The 15,425-nt window shown below is 38.3% G+C and carries 14 protein-coding genes and 1 rRNA gene; 10 read left to right on the top strand and 5 right to left on the bottom strand.

Features of this window, described 5'->3' with window-relative positions; genetic code table 11:
• The first annotated feature begins 25 nt into the window (after positions 1–25).
• The 3 genes from rrf to glmS all read left to right on the top strand — a co-directional run bounded on the left by rrf (position 26) and on the right by glmS (position 3,010).
• Positions 26–141: ribosomal RNA gene (gene rrf, locus ACWOEC_RS09835) — 5S ribosomal RNA — on the top strand.
• A gap of 60 nt (positions 142–201) precedes the next feature.
• The gene (locus ACWOEC_RS09840) at positions 202–1,059 is read left to right on the top strand and encodes a YitT family protein (protein WP_297075696.1); all 858 of its coding nucleotides are present in this window, start codon (positions 202–204) and stop codon (positions 1,057–1,059) included.
• Between the two features lie 139 nt (positions 1,060–1,198).
• Positions 1,199–3,010, top strand: a complete 1,812-nt coding sequence (gene glmS / locus ACWOEC_RS09845; protein WP_455307889.1) for a glutamine--fructose-6-phosphate transaminase (isomerizing) — start codon at positions 1,199–1,201, stop codon at positions 3,008–3,010.
• Between the two features lie 73 nt (positions 3,011–3,083).
• On the opposite strand, the gene ACWOEC_RS09850 is transcribed toward glmS, so the two are convergent.
• The 3 genes from ACWOEC_RS09850 to ACWOEC_RS09860 form a co-directional block, all read right to left on the bottom strand.
• A complete protein-coding gene (locus ACWOEC_RS09850) occupies positions 3,084–3,626 on the bottom strand; it encodes a DUF2179 domain-containing protein (RefSeq protein WP_297075702.1) in 543 nt (180 codons plus the stop codon).
• A gap of 68 nt (positions 3,627–3,694) precedes the next feature.
• Positions 3,695–4,531, bottom strand: a complete 837-nt coding sequence (locus ACWOEC_RS09855; protein ID WP_455307848.1) for an NAD(P)H-hydrate dehydratase — start codon at positions 4,529–4,531, stop codon at positions 3,695–3,697.
• Between the two features lie 60 nt (positions 4,532–4,591).
• Positions 4,592–5,968 carry an amino acid permease gene (locus ACWOEC_RS09860; protein ID WP_455307850.1) on the bottom strand — a complete coding sequence of 459 codons (1,377 nt, stop codon included), beginning with the start codon at positions 5,966–5,968 and terminating at the stop codon, positions 4,592–4,594.
• Between the two features lie 286 nt (positions 5,969–6,254).
• On the opposite strand from ACWOEC_RS09860, the gene guaD reads away from it, so the two are divergent.
• The 6 genes from guaD (at position 6,255) to ACWOEC_RS09890 (ending at position 12,886) form a co-directional block, all read left to right on the top strand.
• On the top strand, positions 6,255–7,622 hold the full coding sequence (guaD, locus tag ACWOEC_RS09865; protein WP_455307891.1) for a guanine deaminase: 1,368 nt from the start codon (positions 6,255–6,257) through the stop codon (positions 7,620–7,622).
• Positions 7,622–8,956, top strand: coding sequence for a uracil-xanthine permease family protein (locus ACWOEC_RS09870; protein ID WP_455307852.1), 1,335 nt, complete (start codon positions 7,622–7,624; stop codon positions 8,954–8,956). Before guaD ends, ACWOEC_RS09870 begins: the two co-directional genes overlap by 1 nt.
• A gap of 150 nt (positions 8,957–9,106) precedes the next feature.
• Positions 9,107–9,691, top strand: coding sequence for an MptD family putative ECF transporter S component (locus tag ACWOEC_RS09875; RefSeq protein WP_297075713.1), 585 nt, complete (start codon positions 9,107–9,109; stop codon positions 9,689–9,691).
• Positions 9,692–9,702: 11 nt separating this feature from the next.
• On the top strand, positions 9,703–10,401 hold the full coding sequence (locus ACWOEC_RS09880; protein ID WP_455307854.1) for an energy-coupling factor transporter transmembrane component T: 699 nt from the start codon (positions 9,703–9,705) through the stop codon (positions 10,399–10,401).
• Entirely contained in the window at positions 10,398–11,795 is a 1,398-nt protein-coding gene (locus ACWOEC_RS09885; protein ID WP_455307856.1) for an ABC transporter ATP-binding protein, read from the top strand. Before ACWOEC_RS09880 ends, ACWOEC_RS09885 begins: the two co-directional genes overlap by 4 nt.
• A gap of 71 nt (positions 11,796–11,866) precedes the next feature.
• Positions 11,867–12,886 carry an NADH:flavin oxidoreductase/NADH oxidase gene (locus tag ACWOEC_RS09890; protein ID WP_455307858.1) on the top strand — a complete coding sequence of 340 codons (1,020 nt, stop codon included), beginning with the start codon at positions 11,867–11,869 and terminating at the stop codon, positions 12,884–12,886.
• A gap of 22 nt (positions 12,887–12,908) precedes the next feature.
• On the opposite strand, the gene ACWOEC_RS09895 is transcribed toward ACWOEC_RS09890, so the two are convergent.
• Positions 12,909–13,808, bottom strand: a complete 900-nt coding sequence (locus tag ACWOEC_RS09895) for a LysR family transcriptional regulator (protein ID WP_297075720.1) — start codon at positions 13,806–13,808, stop codon at positions 12,909–12,911.
• 348 nt (positions 13,809–14,156) lie between these two features.
• Between ACWOEC_RS09895 and ACWOEC_RS09900 the strand changes: the two genes are divergently transcribed.
• Entirely contained in the window at positions 14,157–14,834 is a 678-nt protein-coding gene (locus ACWOEC_RS09900; protein WP_297075723.1) for a TerC family protein, read from the top strand.
• An 18-nt stretch (positions 14,835–14,852) separates the two neighbouring features.
• Here ACWOEC_RS09900 and ACWOEC_RS09905 read toward each other — a convergent pair whose 3' ends face one another.
• Positions 14,853–15,329, bottom strand: a complete 477-nt coding sequence (locus ACWOEC_RS09905) for a MerR family transcriptional regulator (protein ID WP_297075726.1) — start codon at positions 15,327–15,329, stop codon at positions 14,853–14,855.
• Between the last annotated feature and the right edge of the window lie 96 nt (positions 15,330–15,425).

Consider the following 15,425-nt stretch of genomic DNA (forward strand, 5'->3'; position numbering starts at 1 on the left):
CAGTTTTGAGTGAATCACTCAATAGTGTGGTGGCGATAGCGAGAAGGACACACCTGTTCCCATGCCGAACACAGAAGTTAAGCTTCTTAGCGCCGATTGTAGTGAAGGGTTTCCCTTTGTGAGAGTAGGACGTCGCCACGCAAGTCAAGCAAGAGCTCATGCTCTTGCTTATTTTTTTATAGTCAGTTTGGAGGAGATAGAATGAAACTTATTGTTCGAAATGTAATTCAAATTTTACTTGGTGCATTTATTTTCGCAGTATCTGTAAACTATTTTGCGATTAGTAATGATCTTGGTGAAGGAGGAGTCACAGGAATTACGATGATTTTATATTATCTTTATCAATGGGCACCTGCTTGGACCAATTTGGTTTTAAATGGAATTTTGTTATTGATTGGTTGGAAATTTTTGGATCGAGCAACAGTACTATATACATTAGCTGCAATGGCATTTATGTCTTTTTTCTTGAATCTGACACATGACTGGCATTTTTATACTGATCAACGGATTGTTGCTGCAATAGCCGCAGGATTTTTGATGGGAACCGGAATGGGACTGATCATGCTAGGTAATGGGACGACTGCAGGAAGTGCGATCGTAGCTAAGATATTAAATAAGTTTTTAGGTTGGAATGTGAGTTATGCATTACTATTCATCGATATTTTAGTCGTATTGATTTCGGTGTTTGTTATTGGAATCGAGAGTATGATCTTAACAATTGTTTCACTTTATGTTTCAACTAAAGTCTTGGATTATTTACTTGAAGGGTTTAATCCGAAAAAGGCGATTACAATCATTTCAAAACATCACGTAGAGATCGCACACACGATCGATCAAGAGATTCAGCGCGGGATTACAGTTTTTGATGCTAAAGGCTATTATTCCAAGGAAGAACGCCCGGTCTTGTACATTGTGATCAGTCGTCCACAGTTACTTGCAGTCACAAAAATTATCAATCGCATCGATCCTGAGGCTTTTGTTATTGTCAACGAAGTACAAAATGTGATCGGAGAAGGCTTTACACATCAATTGATGGAAGAAGGAAAAGAGAGCGCATAGTCGTTCTCTTTTTTTATTGTTATCATTGATATATACCATTTTAAATAAAAAATAGAAAATATAGGTTAAAAACTTGTAAAAACAGTTTTTTGTGGTATAAATATAGAGTATACCAATTATGAAAGAAGGTTTTCAACAAATGTGCGGAATTGTAGGAGTAATCGGAAATCCACAAACAAAAGATATTTTATTATATGGTTTAGATAAATTAGAATACCGCGGATATGATTCAGCGGGTGTTTTTTTAACAAATGGCACACATCACCACTTAGTGAAATCAAAAGGAAAAATCCAAAACTTAAAAGATAAATTAAATGAAACAGTAAATGGAACAATGGGAATAGGGCATACACGCTGGGCGACACATGGTGTCCCTAGTGAGCACAACGCCCATCCACATACCTCTACTTCTGGTCGTTTTGTATTGGTCCACAATGGTGTGATTGAAAACTTCGATGAATTAAAAGCAAAGTTTTTAGTAGAAGATCATTTTATTGGAGAAACTGACACGGAGATCGCGATTCACTTAGTCGCTTATTTCGTTGAAAAAGAAGGATTGTCGACTGCCGATGCGTTTCGTCGTGCATTAAAAGAGATCCACGGATCATACGCATTTGCTATGATCGATCGCGAAGATAAAGATACGATCTATGTAGCTAAAAATAAAAGTCCATTATTGATTGGTTTAGGAGATGGATTTAACGTCATTTGTAGTGATGCAATGGCAATGTTGACTCAAACCAATCGTTTTGTAGAGATCAACGATGGTGAAATGGTATTTGTTCGCGCGGATGAGATCGTGATTGAAGACCAAGTAGGAAACCTTGTGACTCGTGAAACTTTTGTGACTGAGTTAGATGCAGCGGATACTGAAAAAGGAATGTATCCTTTCTATATGTTAAAAGAAATCGATGAACAACCAGCTGTTTTACGTCGTCTCGCACAGACTTATGTTACAGAAGATGGTCAAACAACAATCGATGATGCGTTATTAGAACATATGAGCCAAAGTGATCGTATTTATGTTGTGGCTTGTGGAACAAGTTATAATGCGGGATGGGCAGCGAAACATGCGATTGAAACGATGACGGGGATTCCAGTCGAACTTCATGTATCTAGTGAAGTCGGGTACCGTTTGCCTATGCTATCTAAAAATCCATTTTTCATTTTCTTAACACAAAGTGGAGAAACTGCAGATAGTCGTCAAGTATTGGTGAAAGTGAATGAATTGAACTTACCAGCTTTGACGATTACAAACGTTGCAGGTTCAACTTTATCACGTGAAGCAACTTATACGTTATTATTGCACGCTGGACCAGAAATCGCAGTGGCGTCTACTAAAGCCTATACCGCACAAGTAACGTTGATGAATCTTTTAGGAAAAGCATTAGGAATGAAATTAAACCGCAAAGAAGCAATCGAATTTGATATTGTACAAGAATTAGGATTCGCAGCAAATGCGATGGATACGATTATTGCAGAAAAAGAAACCATCGATCAGGCGATGAAAGAGTTGTTAGCGACGACACGTAATGCATTTTACATTGGTCGTGGAGCGGATTATTTTGTTTCAATGGAAGCTGCGTTGAAATTAAAAGAAATTTCATATATCCAAACAGAAGGTTTTGCAGCAGGTGAGTTAAAACATGGGACGATCGCGTTAATTGAAGATGGAACACCTGTCTTTGGTTTAGTCACAGATACATTGACTGGCGCACATATGCGTGGGAATTTGAAAGAAGTGGAAAGTCGTGGAGCAAGTACTTTTGTGATTGCTAGCGAAGCATTGGCCAAAGAAGGCGATCAATTGATCGTAGCCAATGTGCATGAGTTTTTAACTCCATTAGTCACTGTTGTTCCGACACAATTGATTGCGTATTATGCATCATTACATCGCGGGTATGATGTTGATAAACCGCGTAATCTAGCAAAAGCAGTAACTGTAGAATAAAAAAATGAGCCAAGGATCTATCTCAAAAAAGCATCATTGCTCACTTTGAGATTCGTATCCGAAGGCTCTCTTTTTAGATATTTTTTTGACGTTTGCGCACTTTTTTTGTCCAAAAACCACCTGAAATATATTTTGGTTCATACGTAATAATGAAGGCTCGTTCTTCTATCGATTTGATCAATTGATAGAGATCGCGTTCATTTTTGCGTGGTGACAAAATCTCGAGGACTAAACGTTCACCAGACAGCCCTTCAGCATGGCTTTGGGTAACGCCATAACCATTATCGCGCAAGACTTTTGGTAAAGCTTTTTCTTCCTCAGTATCGGCTGGTAAAATGACCGTGGTCATAATATATCCTAACGCTAGACGATCCTCGATTTTAATCCCGACACTGACACCCACTGCATACCCTAAAGCATAGACAAATAAATTGATTGGATTACTCAAACGATTTAATACGAGCGAAAGACCTACTATATAGATCGTGATTTCAACCATACTCAGTAAAGGAGCAACAAGGCGATACCCTTTCATCGTCAACATAAAACGAATCGTACTGATCGTTACATAAAAAAAGTTGATGAAAAAGGTCATCAATAAAATTTTAACATCCATTTTTTCACACTCCTTATCCTAAGCCTATCAAATATTCAATTAAAAAGCTTTTAAAATGCTGATAAAACTCACTTTTCTGAGAAAAATTTCATCGCTTGAGGCAATTGTTCACTTAGTTTTGTTGGGAGTACGACATAGTTTTCTTTTGCAAGTTGATCGCCTATATAACTATGGAGTAACACAGCACTGCTTACGCGTTTTGGTAAAGATATTTGCTTGAATTGGGCTACAAAACTACCGATCAGACCAGCTAAAGTATCTCCAGTTCCACCTGTTGCCATACCAGGATTACCGTAAGGATTAAGGTAATCACCAGCAGTCGTATAAATCGTTGTCCGATGGCTTTTGACGACAACTACACTATTGAGTTTTAGTTGCGCTTGTTTATTGTTTTCGATCGTTTGAGCATCAATGGATAATCCACTCAAGCGTTCCCATTCTTTTTGATGAGGTGTGAAAATGACTTGTTGAGGATAATTGAAAGTAAACTCCGTTTTGGCAAGCATGGTAATTGCCGAGCCATCGATGATCAAAACATGATGTTCTGCTTGTTGCGCTAAAACTTCTATTAAACGAGTGTGTTCAAATGAATCCACCCCCATGCCTGGGCCAATAACAAGGACATCGGTCTGTTTGATTTGCTCATTTAATTGGGTCTGATCATCCCAATCGATCACCATTGCTTCAGGTAAACGAGCGTGTAGCGCTGCGTGATTGACTTTATCTGTCGCCACACTGACTAAACCAGCACCACCATAAAGACAACTGGTTGCAGCCATAACGATGGCTCCGCCGTATTGACGATTGCCGCCAATTAACAATACTCGCCCAAATGTACCTTTGTGGCTATTTTCGGGTCGTTTTTTGATCGTCTCATGTAGTAAGTCAAGGGCTAAAGTTTCCATGTGAATTCCTCCTTTTTCTTTACTGTATCAAAAAAGCGATGATTTCTCATCGCTTTTGTTTTATTCTTGATCATTTAGCGTTTGGTTATTTTCAAACGTAAGATGTTTAAATTTTGTATTAAAGATGGCGTATAAACTAATAAACCAAATAGGTGTAATAATCAATGAGATACGTGTATCTGGTAAAATGCCTAAAATCACGACGATCAGAGCTAGAAAGATGAGACTTGTGTAGTTTGCAATTCGGCCAAAGGGCAATTTGAATTTTGGTCTCGTTCCATTTGTTTCTTTTGTGACCTTCAAATAGCGTAAGTGACAGACTAAAATCACACTCCAGATAAATAAGAAACATGCCGTAGAGATTCCTGCAATCAAGTTAAATACATGTGAGGGCATGACATAGTTTAAAATGACGGTTAATGCGATGACGATACTTGAAAGATACAAAGCATTACTTGGTACTTTACGTTCATTTACCTTAGCAAAACGTGCTCCAGCGTGGTTGTTTTCTGCTAAGCCATAAAGCATTCGACTCGTGCTAAAAATCGCACTATTACAAGCAGAAATCGAAGAACTAATTACGACGAAGTTGACCATTGTTGCAGCACCAGCGATTCCAATCGTAGAAAAGACCGTAACAAAGGGACTTTTACTTGGATCGATCATTTTCCAAGGATGCACACTCATAATGACGGCAAGTGAACCGATATAAAAAAGTAAAATCCGTATCGGGATATTATTGATTGCCTTTGGTAGCACTTTTTCTGGATCTTTTGTCTCACCGGCAGTCAGTCCAACTAATTCGACTCCAGTGAAGGAGAAAACAGCTAATTGAAACGCCAATATAAAGCCAACCCAACCTTTGGGGAAAAAGCCATCAAAACGATACAAATTACGAAAACTTGCTTGATGTGTGCCAAAATCCATTTGCGTCACAATCATATAGCCGCCGACAATGATCAAGGCGACGATTGCTAAAATTTTGATCAACGCAAGCCAAAATTCGATTTCCCCAAATAATTTTACTGACAATAAATTTAACGCCATCAAACTTAATAAGACAATAAATGCAGGTACCCATTGTGGCATACCAGGTAACCAATACCGCATATAAATTCCTGTTGCAGTAAGGTCAGACATCGCTACACTGATCCAACAAAACCAATACGTCCAACCGGTAATAAATCCAGCACGTTTGCCTAGATAATGTTCTGCTAGATCGACAAATGAATGACAATCAAGATTGGAAAGCAATAATTCACCAAGTGCACGCATAATTAAAAATATAAAAAAACCAACAATCAAATAGACAAGTAAAATTGACGGTCCTGCAAGTTCAATCGATTTTCCCGATGCTAAAAATAACCCGGTACCGATTGCTCCACCAATGGAGATCAACTGGACATGTCGATTACTTAATCCTCTTTCTAACGCCATCAAAACATCCTTTCCTTTATGTAGTACATTAGTCTAATTATACTTAAATGAAAATTATATGCAAATTTCTATCAAGAAAAATGAAAATAAAATAAGAATAAATTCACTGTTTTTTCTAAAAATTCATTAAATTTACATTTATACTGTCTTCTTTTCTAAACGTTCGGTTTTTGGCTAAAAACAAATGTTTTAAAATGAAAAATAACATTTTTTTGAATAAAATTATTGAAAAAAAGATTCAAGAGATTATAATAGGAGAATCTAGTTGAAAGGACCAATGGATAAAATGATGATTGATAAAGTGATCGAAGCTGATTTTTTTCATGTACCAACTCCTAAAACATTAGAGTTTGGCCATGGATTGTTTCTATTAAATGAGCGCGGCATGATTGAAGCGTTGATTTTAGAGAAACAACCGGATTTTGATAGAATAAAAGCAGATGTTATACAACAAGCAAATACAGTCGTGACGATCCCAAAAGGTCAAGTCTTGTTACCAGGATTCATCGATCTACACGTACATGCTCCACAATGGCCACAAGCAGGTATCGCATTAGATGAACCGTTAGCGACTTGGCTAGAGAAATGCACGTTTCCATTAGAAGCAAAGTATGCAGACCTGACGTTTGCAAAGACCGTGTATCAAGATTTAGTCCAACAGTTACTAAGTAGAGGAACAACGACCGCTTTGTATTTTGCTACCGTACATCTTGAAGCCAGTTTAGCATTAGCCGAGATTTGTGGTCGCATGGGGCAAAGGGGACTTGTCGGAAAAGTCGTGATGGATCATGTGGAAACGACATCTGATTTTTATCGTGATGAAAGTCCTAAACAAGCATTGGCTGAAACCGAAGCATTTATACAAGCTGTAAAGAAGATGGAGTATATTCAAGGAGTTTATCCGGTGATCACGCCACGTTTTGTTCCGAGTTGTACAGAAGAAGTCTTAGCCGGCTTAGGGAAATTAGCCGCAACGTATCAAGTTCATGTTCAATCTCATTGTAGCGAAAGCCAATGGGAACACGATCACGTTTATGCACGTTTTGGCAAACGCGATACACAAGTACTTGCAGATTTTGGCCTGTTGACACGTAAATCAGTTATGGCACACGGAAACTTTTTAACGCATGAAGATGGCGAAATTTTCCATGAACATCAAAGTGCAGTGGCACATTGTCCGATTTCGAATACGTATTTTGCCAATAGTGTCTTGCCAGTCAAACGATTGCAAAGTCAAGGAGTGACAGTAGGGCTAGGCAGTGATATCTCTGGTGGGTTTTCACCAAGTCTTTATGAAAATATTCGCCAAGCGGTCATGAGTAGTCGTCTGTTAGAAGAAGGTGTCGATGCGAATAAACCTTTAGCTGAACGTGGTGGTCTAGAAAATTCTCGATTATCGTTATTAGATGCCTTTTATTTAGCCACAACAGCAGGCGGACAAGCATTGGACTTGCCGATCGGTTGTTTCAAAGTAGGGTTTGCATTTGATGCCCAAGTAATCGATCCGACACATTCGCATAATCCACTCCCAAATTTTGCATTCGATCAAGCTGAAGCACAATTGGCACGTATTTTATATTTATCCGATCAAAGCAATATTCGTCAAGTCTTTGTCCAAGGAAAACTAGTTCATGAAAAACAGGGGGAAAGATAGTGGAATCAACAACAAAACAAAACGAGAGCAACTTAACGATTGGGGTCAATGATGACATTCCATATAGTCAAGCTCTACTATTAGGTTTACAACATGTATTGGCAATGGATGTGTATGTTCCGCCATTTATCATTGCGACAGCCATTGCGATGTCATCAAGCGATGCATCCGGTTTAATTCAATCAACATTTTTAGGAGCAGGAATTGCTTCATTGATCCAAGTTTTATTTTTCTTGAAACTCCCAGTATGTCAAGGTCCATCATTCGTACCTGTTGGAGCGATTACCGGTATTTTTCTAGGTTCTAAGGGAATGGATACTGTAATTGGGTCAAGTTTAGTCGGTGCAGCGGCAGTCGTTTTATTAGGTTTTACTGGAATCTATAAACATATCGTCCGTCATTTTATTCCATCTATCGTGAGTGGGACGATTATCATGATTGTAGGCTTGACACTATTACCTTCTGCATTTACAAGTAATATTTATGTGTCTAGCGATGCATTATCAATCAATCAAAATATTTTTCTAGCTATCATTACTGCAGTTATCTTAGTATTGTTTTCGATGTTAGGGGTCTATTTCCCTAAACTAGGTAAAGTATTTCGTATCAGTTCGGTTATCATTGCTTTAGCAGGTGGTACTCTAGTTGCTTCACTAATGGGTGGATTTGATACAACGACTGTTGCCCAAGCACCGTTCTTTAGTTTGCCAAAAGTCGCCTTTATCAATTATGGTGTTCATTTTGATTTATCGGCAATCCTAACGATGCTCGTGATCTATTTAGTTTTATTAGCAGAAACGACTGGAACTTGGTATGCGGTAAGCGCAGTGATTGAAGAACCACTGACGGATACGCAAATCAATAAAGGCGTGATCGGGGAAGGAATTGGCTGTTTGATTGCTGCACTTGTTGGAACGACACCAGTTACAGGGTATTCAACGAACGCTGGGATCATCTCGATCACTGGTGTCGCTAGTCGCAAAGTCTTCATCGTCGCTTCAGGTTGGTTTATTGCGTTATCATTTTTAGGAAAATTATCTAGTTTGATCAATGCGATCCCAACTGCAGTCATTGGTGGAGTATTTGCGGTCGTTTGTGTGATCATTATGTTAAGCGGGTTCCGTGTCATCAAACATGAGGAATTTTCTGAGCGTGAACTATATATTATTGGGGTACCATTGATTTGTGCGATTGGATTATTGTTTATGCCTGCAGAGGTGAAACAATCTGCACCACAATTTGTCCAATACTTATTGGATTCGCCGATTGCCATCAGTGCGATCGTAGCGATTGTGATGAATAAATTAATTCCGGCGACAAAAACCGTAGCCTAAAAAGAGTAGCTTTTGCTACTCTTTTTTTTACAAAACGAGCATTGTCTCCTATATTTTGAGAGTAGTTGTGATATACTGAACACTTGGAAATACAATCCATTTTCAAAATGAATGATCGACAAGTTTTGACGATTAAAGGGGAAAAGATACATGAACAAGTTAAAAGTACAAGATTTAATTGCGACAGGAATTTATACGGCCATTTATTTCTTGATGATGAGTGTTTGCTTATTAGTATTACGATTTATTATTCCAGGATTTCATAATTTATTTATTCCAGGAGTTAGTGCGATGTTTACGGGGATCGTCTATTTATTATTGATCAAACGCGTCCCTAAATTTGGTGCAATTACGATTATGGGGAGTGTCGTTGGTATTTTCTTTTTATTTACGGGACATTTTCCACTAGCTGCCGTACCGAATATCGTATTTGCTTTCTTAGCAGATCTCATCCAAACAAAAACAAAAATTTCTGAAAAATTACGTACATTGATCAGTTACATTGTGTTTAGTTTTGGACTCATGGGACCGATTCTACCGTTGTGGTTTATGAAGAATGCGTACCAAGCGTCTTTAGTTGCTAGAGGAAAAGATCAAGCATATTTAGACAAAGTATTTGAACATGTGACAATGAATGTCTTTTATGCAAGTATGGCCCTCGTGTTCTTTGGTTCGATCTTTGGGTTTTATTTAGGAAGTTATTTATTTAATAAGCATTTTAAAAAGACAGCATAATAGGAGGTCGTATGACTTACAATTATCTAAAATTTGACCCACGTAGCAAGCTGTGTGTGGTCTTTTTTGCGAGTATTTCGTTGATGTTTCCATTATCGTTTCCATTAGAGTGCATCATGATCGGTTTGATGTTTAGCTGTTTAGTCTTAAGTGGCTCATTTAAAAAAGGCTTATTTTTTGTTGGCGTATTCTTTGCACTTTTTGCAGCAGACCAATTTTTATTTTATTATGTACCCTCTTTTATTGGCGCGTTGCTCGATTTTTTAGCAGTTGGCAATCGTCGTCTTTTGCCAACGATCATGGCCGTCACATTTGCATTAGATCACACAAAAATCAGTGAATGGTTGGCTGCCTTACAACGCTTGCGCATTCCTGCGACTGTGTTGGTTCCGTTAGCGATTTTATTTCGCTTTTTTCCAATGGCGATCAAAGAGATTCTTTATGTTAGACGGGCGATGAAATTTAGAGGAATTGCAGTATCCTTTTTTGCCTTATTTCGTCATCCACTGCAGACGATGGAATATCTATTTGTTCCCTTATTGCTTTCTGCAGAAGAAACATCACTGAATCTTTCGGCTAGTGCGTTGGTTAGAGGATTAGGAAATAAAAATGAGCACACAAGTTACTATCAACTACGCTTAAAAAGCTATGATTATATCTTAATTGGTGTAATCGTAGGGTGTTTACTCATAAGGATGTGGATAAAATGATTACAGTAAAACAAGCTGGATTTACGACAAAAGATCAAGTGGCTATTTTAAACGCATTAGATTTTGATGTTCATACTGGTGAATGCATCGTGATCTGTGGACCAAGCGGGAGTGGGAAATCAACACTATTTAATGTGTTAAATGGCTTATATCTAGAACTTTATGAAGGAGAGGTTACAGGTAGTTGGAGGGTGTTTGATCAACAATTGCCTGCAGCTGATTTTGCAACGTACATCGAAAAATTTGGTGTCGTATTTCAAAATCCTAAAACACACTTTTTTACAACAGATGTACTTTCAGAATTAGCTTTTGTCATGGAAAATTTTGGGTATGAATCTGCAGTGATCAGACAGCGTGTCGCTCAACAGATCAAAGATTTTGCTTTAGAACCGATCCAAGATGCGAGCGTTTTTTCACTATCTGGAGGTCAAAAACAACAAGTCTCGATTGCAGCTGCGACGATGCTCGCACCTAAATTAGTATTATTGGATGAACCGGCTAGTAATTTAGACTTCACCGCATTAAAACGTCTGAAAGAGGCATTGTTGAAATTAAAAGCACAAGGGGTCACGATTTTGATTGCGGAGCATCGCTTGGCTTATTTGGTTGATATTGCAGATCATTTTTTTGTTTTTGCGAACGGACAAATGATCCAAAAATTTACGACAAAACAAATGCTTGCGTTGACGCCATCAGAGCATCAAGCGCTAGGGCTACGTCAATTAGTGGACACAAAAGATATAGTGGATCCACTCATTCAGCCGGCCACGATCTCTTTGACATTTGAAGAGGTGCGCTATCGCTATCGTAAACAAAAAGAATGGGCGTTGAGTATTCCGAGTTTGACGATAAACAATCAAGAAATTATCGGAATCACTGGAGAAAATGGTGCGGGAAAATCGACATTTTTTCAAGTACTTTCCGGCTTAGTTCGTTTAAAAAAAGGCCAAATTTCTTTAAATGGAGATGTAATGAAAGCAAAAGCACGAATCGATGCATGTTTTTTTGTCATGCAAGATGTAAACCTTCAATTGTTTTTTGAGACAGTACGTAAAGAACTGTTGGTAAAAGCCAAGATACCCGAGCGTTTTGATGAAATTTGCACGCGTTTTAATTTAACAAACCTACTCGATCGGCATCCTCATACGTTATCTGGTGGTGAAAAACAACGTGTAGTGATTGCCAGTGCTATCTTATCAGGTAAAAAGATCTTATTATTCGATGAACCAACGAGTGGATTGGATTTTAAGAATATGATGCAAGTCAGTACCTTGTTACGTGAATTAGCTGAGCAAGGGTTGATGATTTTAGTGATTAGCCATGACCAAGAGTTTTTAAATCAAACAGCCCACCGTATCTTACAATTTGAAAAAGGTCAGATCATTGCTGGATAAAGCCGTTTATTCAGAGTGATCTGGCTTTTTTGTGTTACACTAATGGTACTATTTTTAGGAGGGATTAAATCATGGATATGTTTCAACCATTTACTATTAAGGGAATGACCGTAAAAAATCGTGTGGTCATGCCGCCAATGTGTCAATATTCGGTTACTAAAAAAGATGGACAAGTGAATGATTGGCACAAACAACACTATACAAGTCGCGCAGTTGGACAAGCTGGAACACTCATTATCGAAATGACTGATGTATCACCAGAAGGACGAATCACTGATTATGATTTAGGGCTTTGGGACGATGAGCAAATCGCTCCATTAAAAGAAATGATTGCATCGATAAAGTCAGTGGAACCTGATGTGAAAATTGGAATTCAATTAGCACATGCTGGTCGTAAAGCAGAAGATGCGCCACAAAGTGTGGCTCCATCTGCACTGGCATTTTCTGATGAATATCAAACACCACATGCTTTGACGACAGCTGAAACGCAAGCGATGGTACAAAAATTTCAAGATGCGGCAGTTCGTGCATTAAAAGCTGGCGTCGATTTTATTGAATTGCATGGCGCTCATGGCTATTTGATCCATCAATTTCAATCTAAATTGACAAATCAAAGAACGGATATGTATCAAGATGTGACGTTATTTGGAGTAGAGGTCATTCAAGCAGTTAAAGAAGTGATGCCAACGACGATGCCTTTATTTTTTAGAATCAGCGCGTTAGAATATGCACCCAAAGGATACGATCTAACAGAAGGCTGTCGCTTAGCAAAAGCCTATCAAAAAGCAGGTGTGGATGTATTTCACGTCAGTACAGGAGGCGAAAGTCAATTTGGGCCTACGACTTCACCCAAAGGATACCAACTAGAAGCTGCTGGGGCCATTAAATCTGCTACAGGATTACCAGTTATCGCAGTAGGTCGTTTAGAAGAACCGATTTTTGCAGCAGGAGTGATTGAAGGAGGTCAAGCTGATATGGTCGCGATTGGTCGTGGTATGTTAGCAGATCCTTACTGGACGATCCATGCTGCACAGCAAACAGGGAAAACAATAACCGTTCCCACACAATATCAACGTGGCATTCGGTTTTAAAAGAGGGCGTGACAGTTTTATGTCACGCCCCTTCTTTTTTTTCAGATAATAATTCATGGATGATGTCGATCAATTGAGTACGAATCAGTGAATTTGGCGCTTCATGACTACGAACTAAAGAGACCCAAAAACGGGGCTGATCTGCATCTGTGATTGGAATCTTGATTAATTGATCTTCATCAAAAATCGCCATTTCGGTTAAAAAACCGATCCCAATATTCGCGCGAATCATGCTTTTTAAAATAGCTAAATCCTGTCCTTGATGTCGAATCAACGGACTGATATGCGCCTGGGTTGCGAATGCTTTTAGCGCCATAGGGTGGATATAGTGTTCATTTAAAAGTAGAAATTCTTCTTGTGCGAGTTCGCGAAAAGAGATAGAGTCACGTGTAGCTAAATAGTGCTCAGGACTGACCACGATTACAAAATCACGGATCATTAACACTTCACTGATCAGATGGGGATCGCGTAAAGGTTGGATGGAGCCGACCACACCCATATCGATGCGCCCCATTTTCAAACGCTTGGTCAATTCATTAGAGCCGCCTTCAATAATTTCTAAATAGTCTAGTAGTTGGTCGCGAATCAGGGCTTGTGAAAACTCATGGAAAAAGTAGTTGCCAATAATTGGTGGAAGACCAAAACGCACCTTTTCTTCGCTAAGTTGCATCAGTTCTTTTTTTGCGATCGCCAGTTCGGTCAGTAAACTTGTAGCATGATGTGAAAAAAGCTTACCTGCCGCAGTCAATTCAACTTTATGGTGAGATTGATCACGTACAAATAAGACGACACCGAGTTCATTTTCGATGCGTTTGATGGCATACGTAACAGTAGGTTGGCTTACTTTGAAAAAATGAGCCACTTTTGTGAAATTTTTTTCGGTAACCAATTGTTGAAAATATTCGATATCTTTAAAATTCATTGTTATACCAGCCTTTTTTTGCTTCATATAAAAATATTTTATCATAGTTCTTAAATTTGACTATAGTTTTTTACTCGGAGTAAAGTAGTTCTTGTAAAACAAAACGAGCAAAATAGCTGATTATTTCCTTTCGAACGGATTGATCCGAAAAGCAAAGCATAGAATCTGCCAATTCTATTTTTTGCTTTTTCCGATGATTGTTTTGATTTTTGCACAAGTATGGTGCAGTATAAATCGACTAAAGTGAGCCTTTTTTTCATAAAGGGTCACTTTTTTTGTGAAAAATTTGACCCTATGGATAGAACTTGTTATTCTAGAGCAGATATAGGGAAAGTGGGGAATGGATACGTGCTTGAAATCGTAACAAAAGTAGCATCAATTATATTATTGGATATTGTGTTAAGTGGGGATAACGCCGTGGCTATTGCACTAGCAACCAAGCGTTTAGATGAGAAAAGTCGGAAGAAAGCGATTTTTATTGGAACAGCAGGTGCCATCGTACTACGTGTCTTACTGATGTTGATTGCGATTCAAATTTTAGCTATTCCATATGTGAAAATCATTGGTAGCTTATTATTGTTTTATATTGCCTATGACCTTTTAGTAGCCAATGAAGAACCTGACGACTCGTCTAAAGCAACGACATCTTTTATGTCCGCGATCGGAACGATTATGGTCGCAGATTTGATCATGAGCTTGGATAATATTTTGTCGATCGCTGGAGTAGCATCAGATAATCAATGGCTCGCTTTATTAGGACTTGCCATTAGCATTCCGCTAATTATTTTTGGCAGTCAGTTGGTGTTAGGATTAATGGATCGCTTCCCGATTTTAGTTTGGATCGGTGCATTATTGATTGCCTATACAGCTGGAAAAATGTTCATTGAAGACCATCTAACGGCTGATTTTGTAAATCATATTGTACCAAATATCAGTCATACTATTGTGATTCCGTTGATGTTTTGTGTGGTGTTGTTTTTGTTTTATCAATTATTCAGTCGCAAAAAGGTACAGTCTTATAAATAAAAAAAGCTTGAGTAGTAACTACTCAAGTTTTTTTGTGCAATAAGCATTGTAATCAATAGGTGCATCGCCAACAATGACGTGATAATCTAGCGTATCTTCTTTTAGATCATGAACGATCAATAAGCGTTCATTTTTTGCTTCAAATTTGCCGATGGTAAATAAAACGAATCGATCAGCGATGACTTCAGAATCTTTGATAAATTTAGAGAAGACAGTGCGAACATGTTGCACTTTTGTAAGGCGATCTTGTGCTTTTTCAGCAGCTTTTGTTAGTGTAAATCCCTGGTCTAAATAATATTTGATCATTTCAACCATCACAACAGCTTGTAATCGATACGACCGATGAGTAGATGTTTCTGGATTAATCGATGTAATATAGCCTTTTTCTTCCCAATAGCGTAACTGACGTGGCGAGGTTTGGCTCATTTTACTCAATTCACTGATTCCAATTCGCAGTTCATCACTTTCTAACCATTTGCGTAAGGTTGAAAACATGGGTATCCTTCTTTCTTGATAATTAATCTACCTCGATTATACTTTTATTTCCAAGTGTGTCAAGTTAGTTGACAAAGAATCGAAAACAGTTTAAAG

This window comes from Enterococcus bulliens, assembly GCF_053761865.1.

Excerpts from the sequence above, each read along its gene's own strand:
- ACWOEC_RS09840 (WP_297075696.1), top strand. The coding sequence starts at position 202 with ATGAAACTTATTGTTCGAAATGTAATTCAAATTTTACTTGGTGCATTT.
- glmS (WP_455307889.1), top strand. The coding sequence starts at position 1,199 with ATGTGCGGAATTGTAGGAGTAATCGGAAATCCACAAACAAAAGATATT.
- ACWOEC_RS09850 (WP_297075702.1), bottom strand. The coding sequence starts at position 3,626 with ATGGATGTTAAAATTTTATTGATGACCTTTTTCATCAACTTTTTTTAT.
- ACWOEC_RS09855 (WP_455307848.1), bottom strand. The coding sequence starts at position 4,531 with ATGGAAACTTTAGCCCTTGACTTACTACATGAGACGATCAAAAAACGA.
- ACWOEC_RS09860 (WP_455307850.1), bottom strand. The coding sequence starts at position 5,968 with ATGGCGTTAGAAAGAGGATTAAGTAATCGACATGTCCAGTTGATCTCC.
- guaD (WP_455307891.1), top strand. The coding sequence starts at position 6,255 with ATGATGATTGATAAAGTGATCGAAGCTGATTTTTTTCATGTACCAACT.
- ACWOEC_RS09875 (WP_297075713.1), top strand. The coding sequence starts at position 9,107 with ATGAACAAGTTAAAAGTACAAGATTTAATTGCGACAGGAATTTATACG.
- ACWOEC_RS09880 (WP_455307854.1), top strand. The coding sequence starts at position 9,703 with ATGACTTACAATTATCTAAAATTTGACCCACGTAGCAAGCTGTGTGTG.
- ACWOEC_RS09885 (WP_455307856.1), top strand. The coding sequence starts at position 10,398 with ATGATTACAGTAAAACAAGCTGGATTTACGACAAAAGATCAAGTGGCT.
- ACWOEC_RS09890 (WP_455307858.1), top strand. The coding sequence starts at position 11,867 with ATGGATATGTTTCAACCATTTACTATTAAGGGAATGACCGTAAAAAAT.
- ACWOEC_RS09895 (WP_297075720.1), bottom strand. The coding sequence starts at position 13,808 with ATGAATTTTAAAGATATCGAATATTTTCAACAATTGGTTACCGAAAAA.
- ACWOEC_RS09905 (WP_297075726.1), bottom strand. The coding sequence starts at position 15,329 with ATGTTTTCAACCTTACGCAAATGGTTAGAAAGTGATGAACTGCGAATT.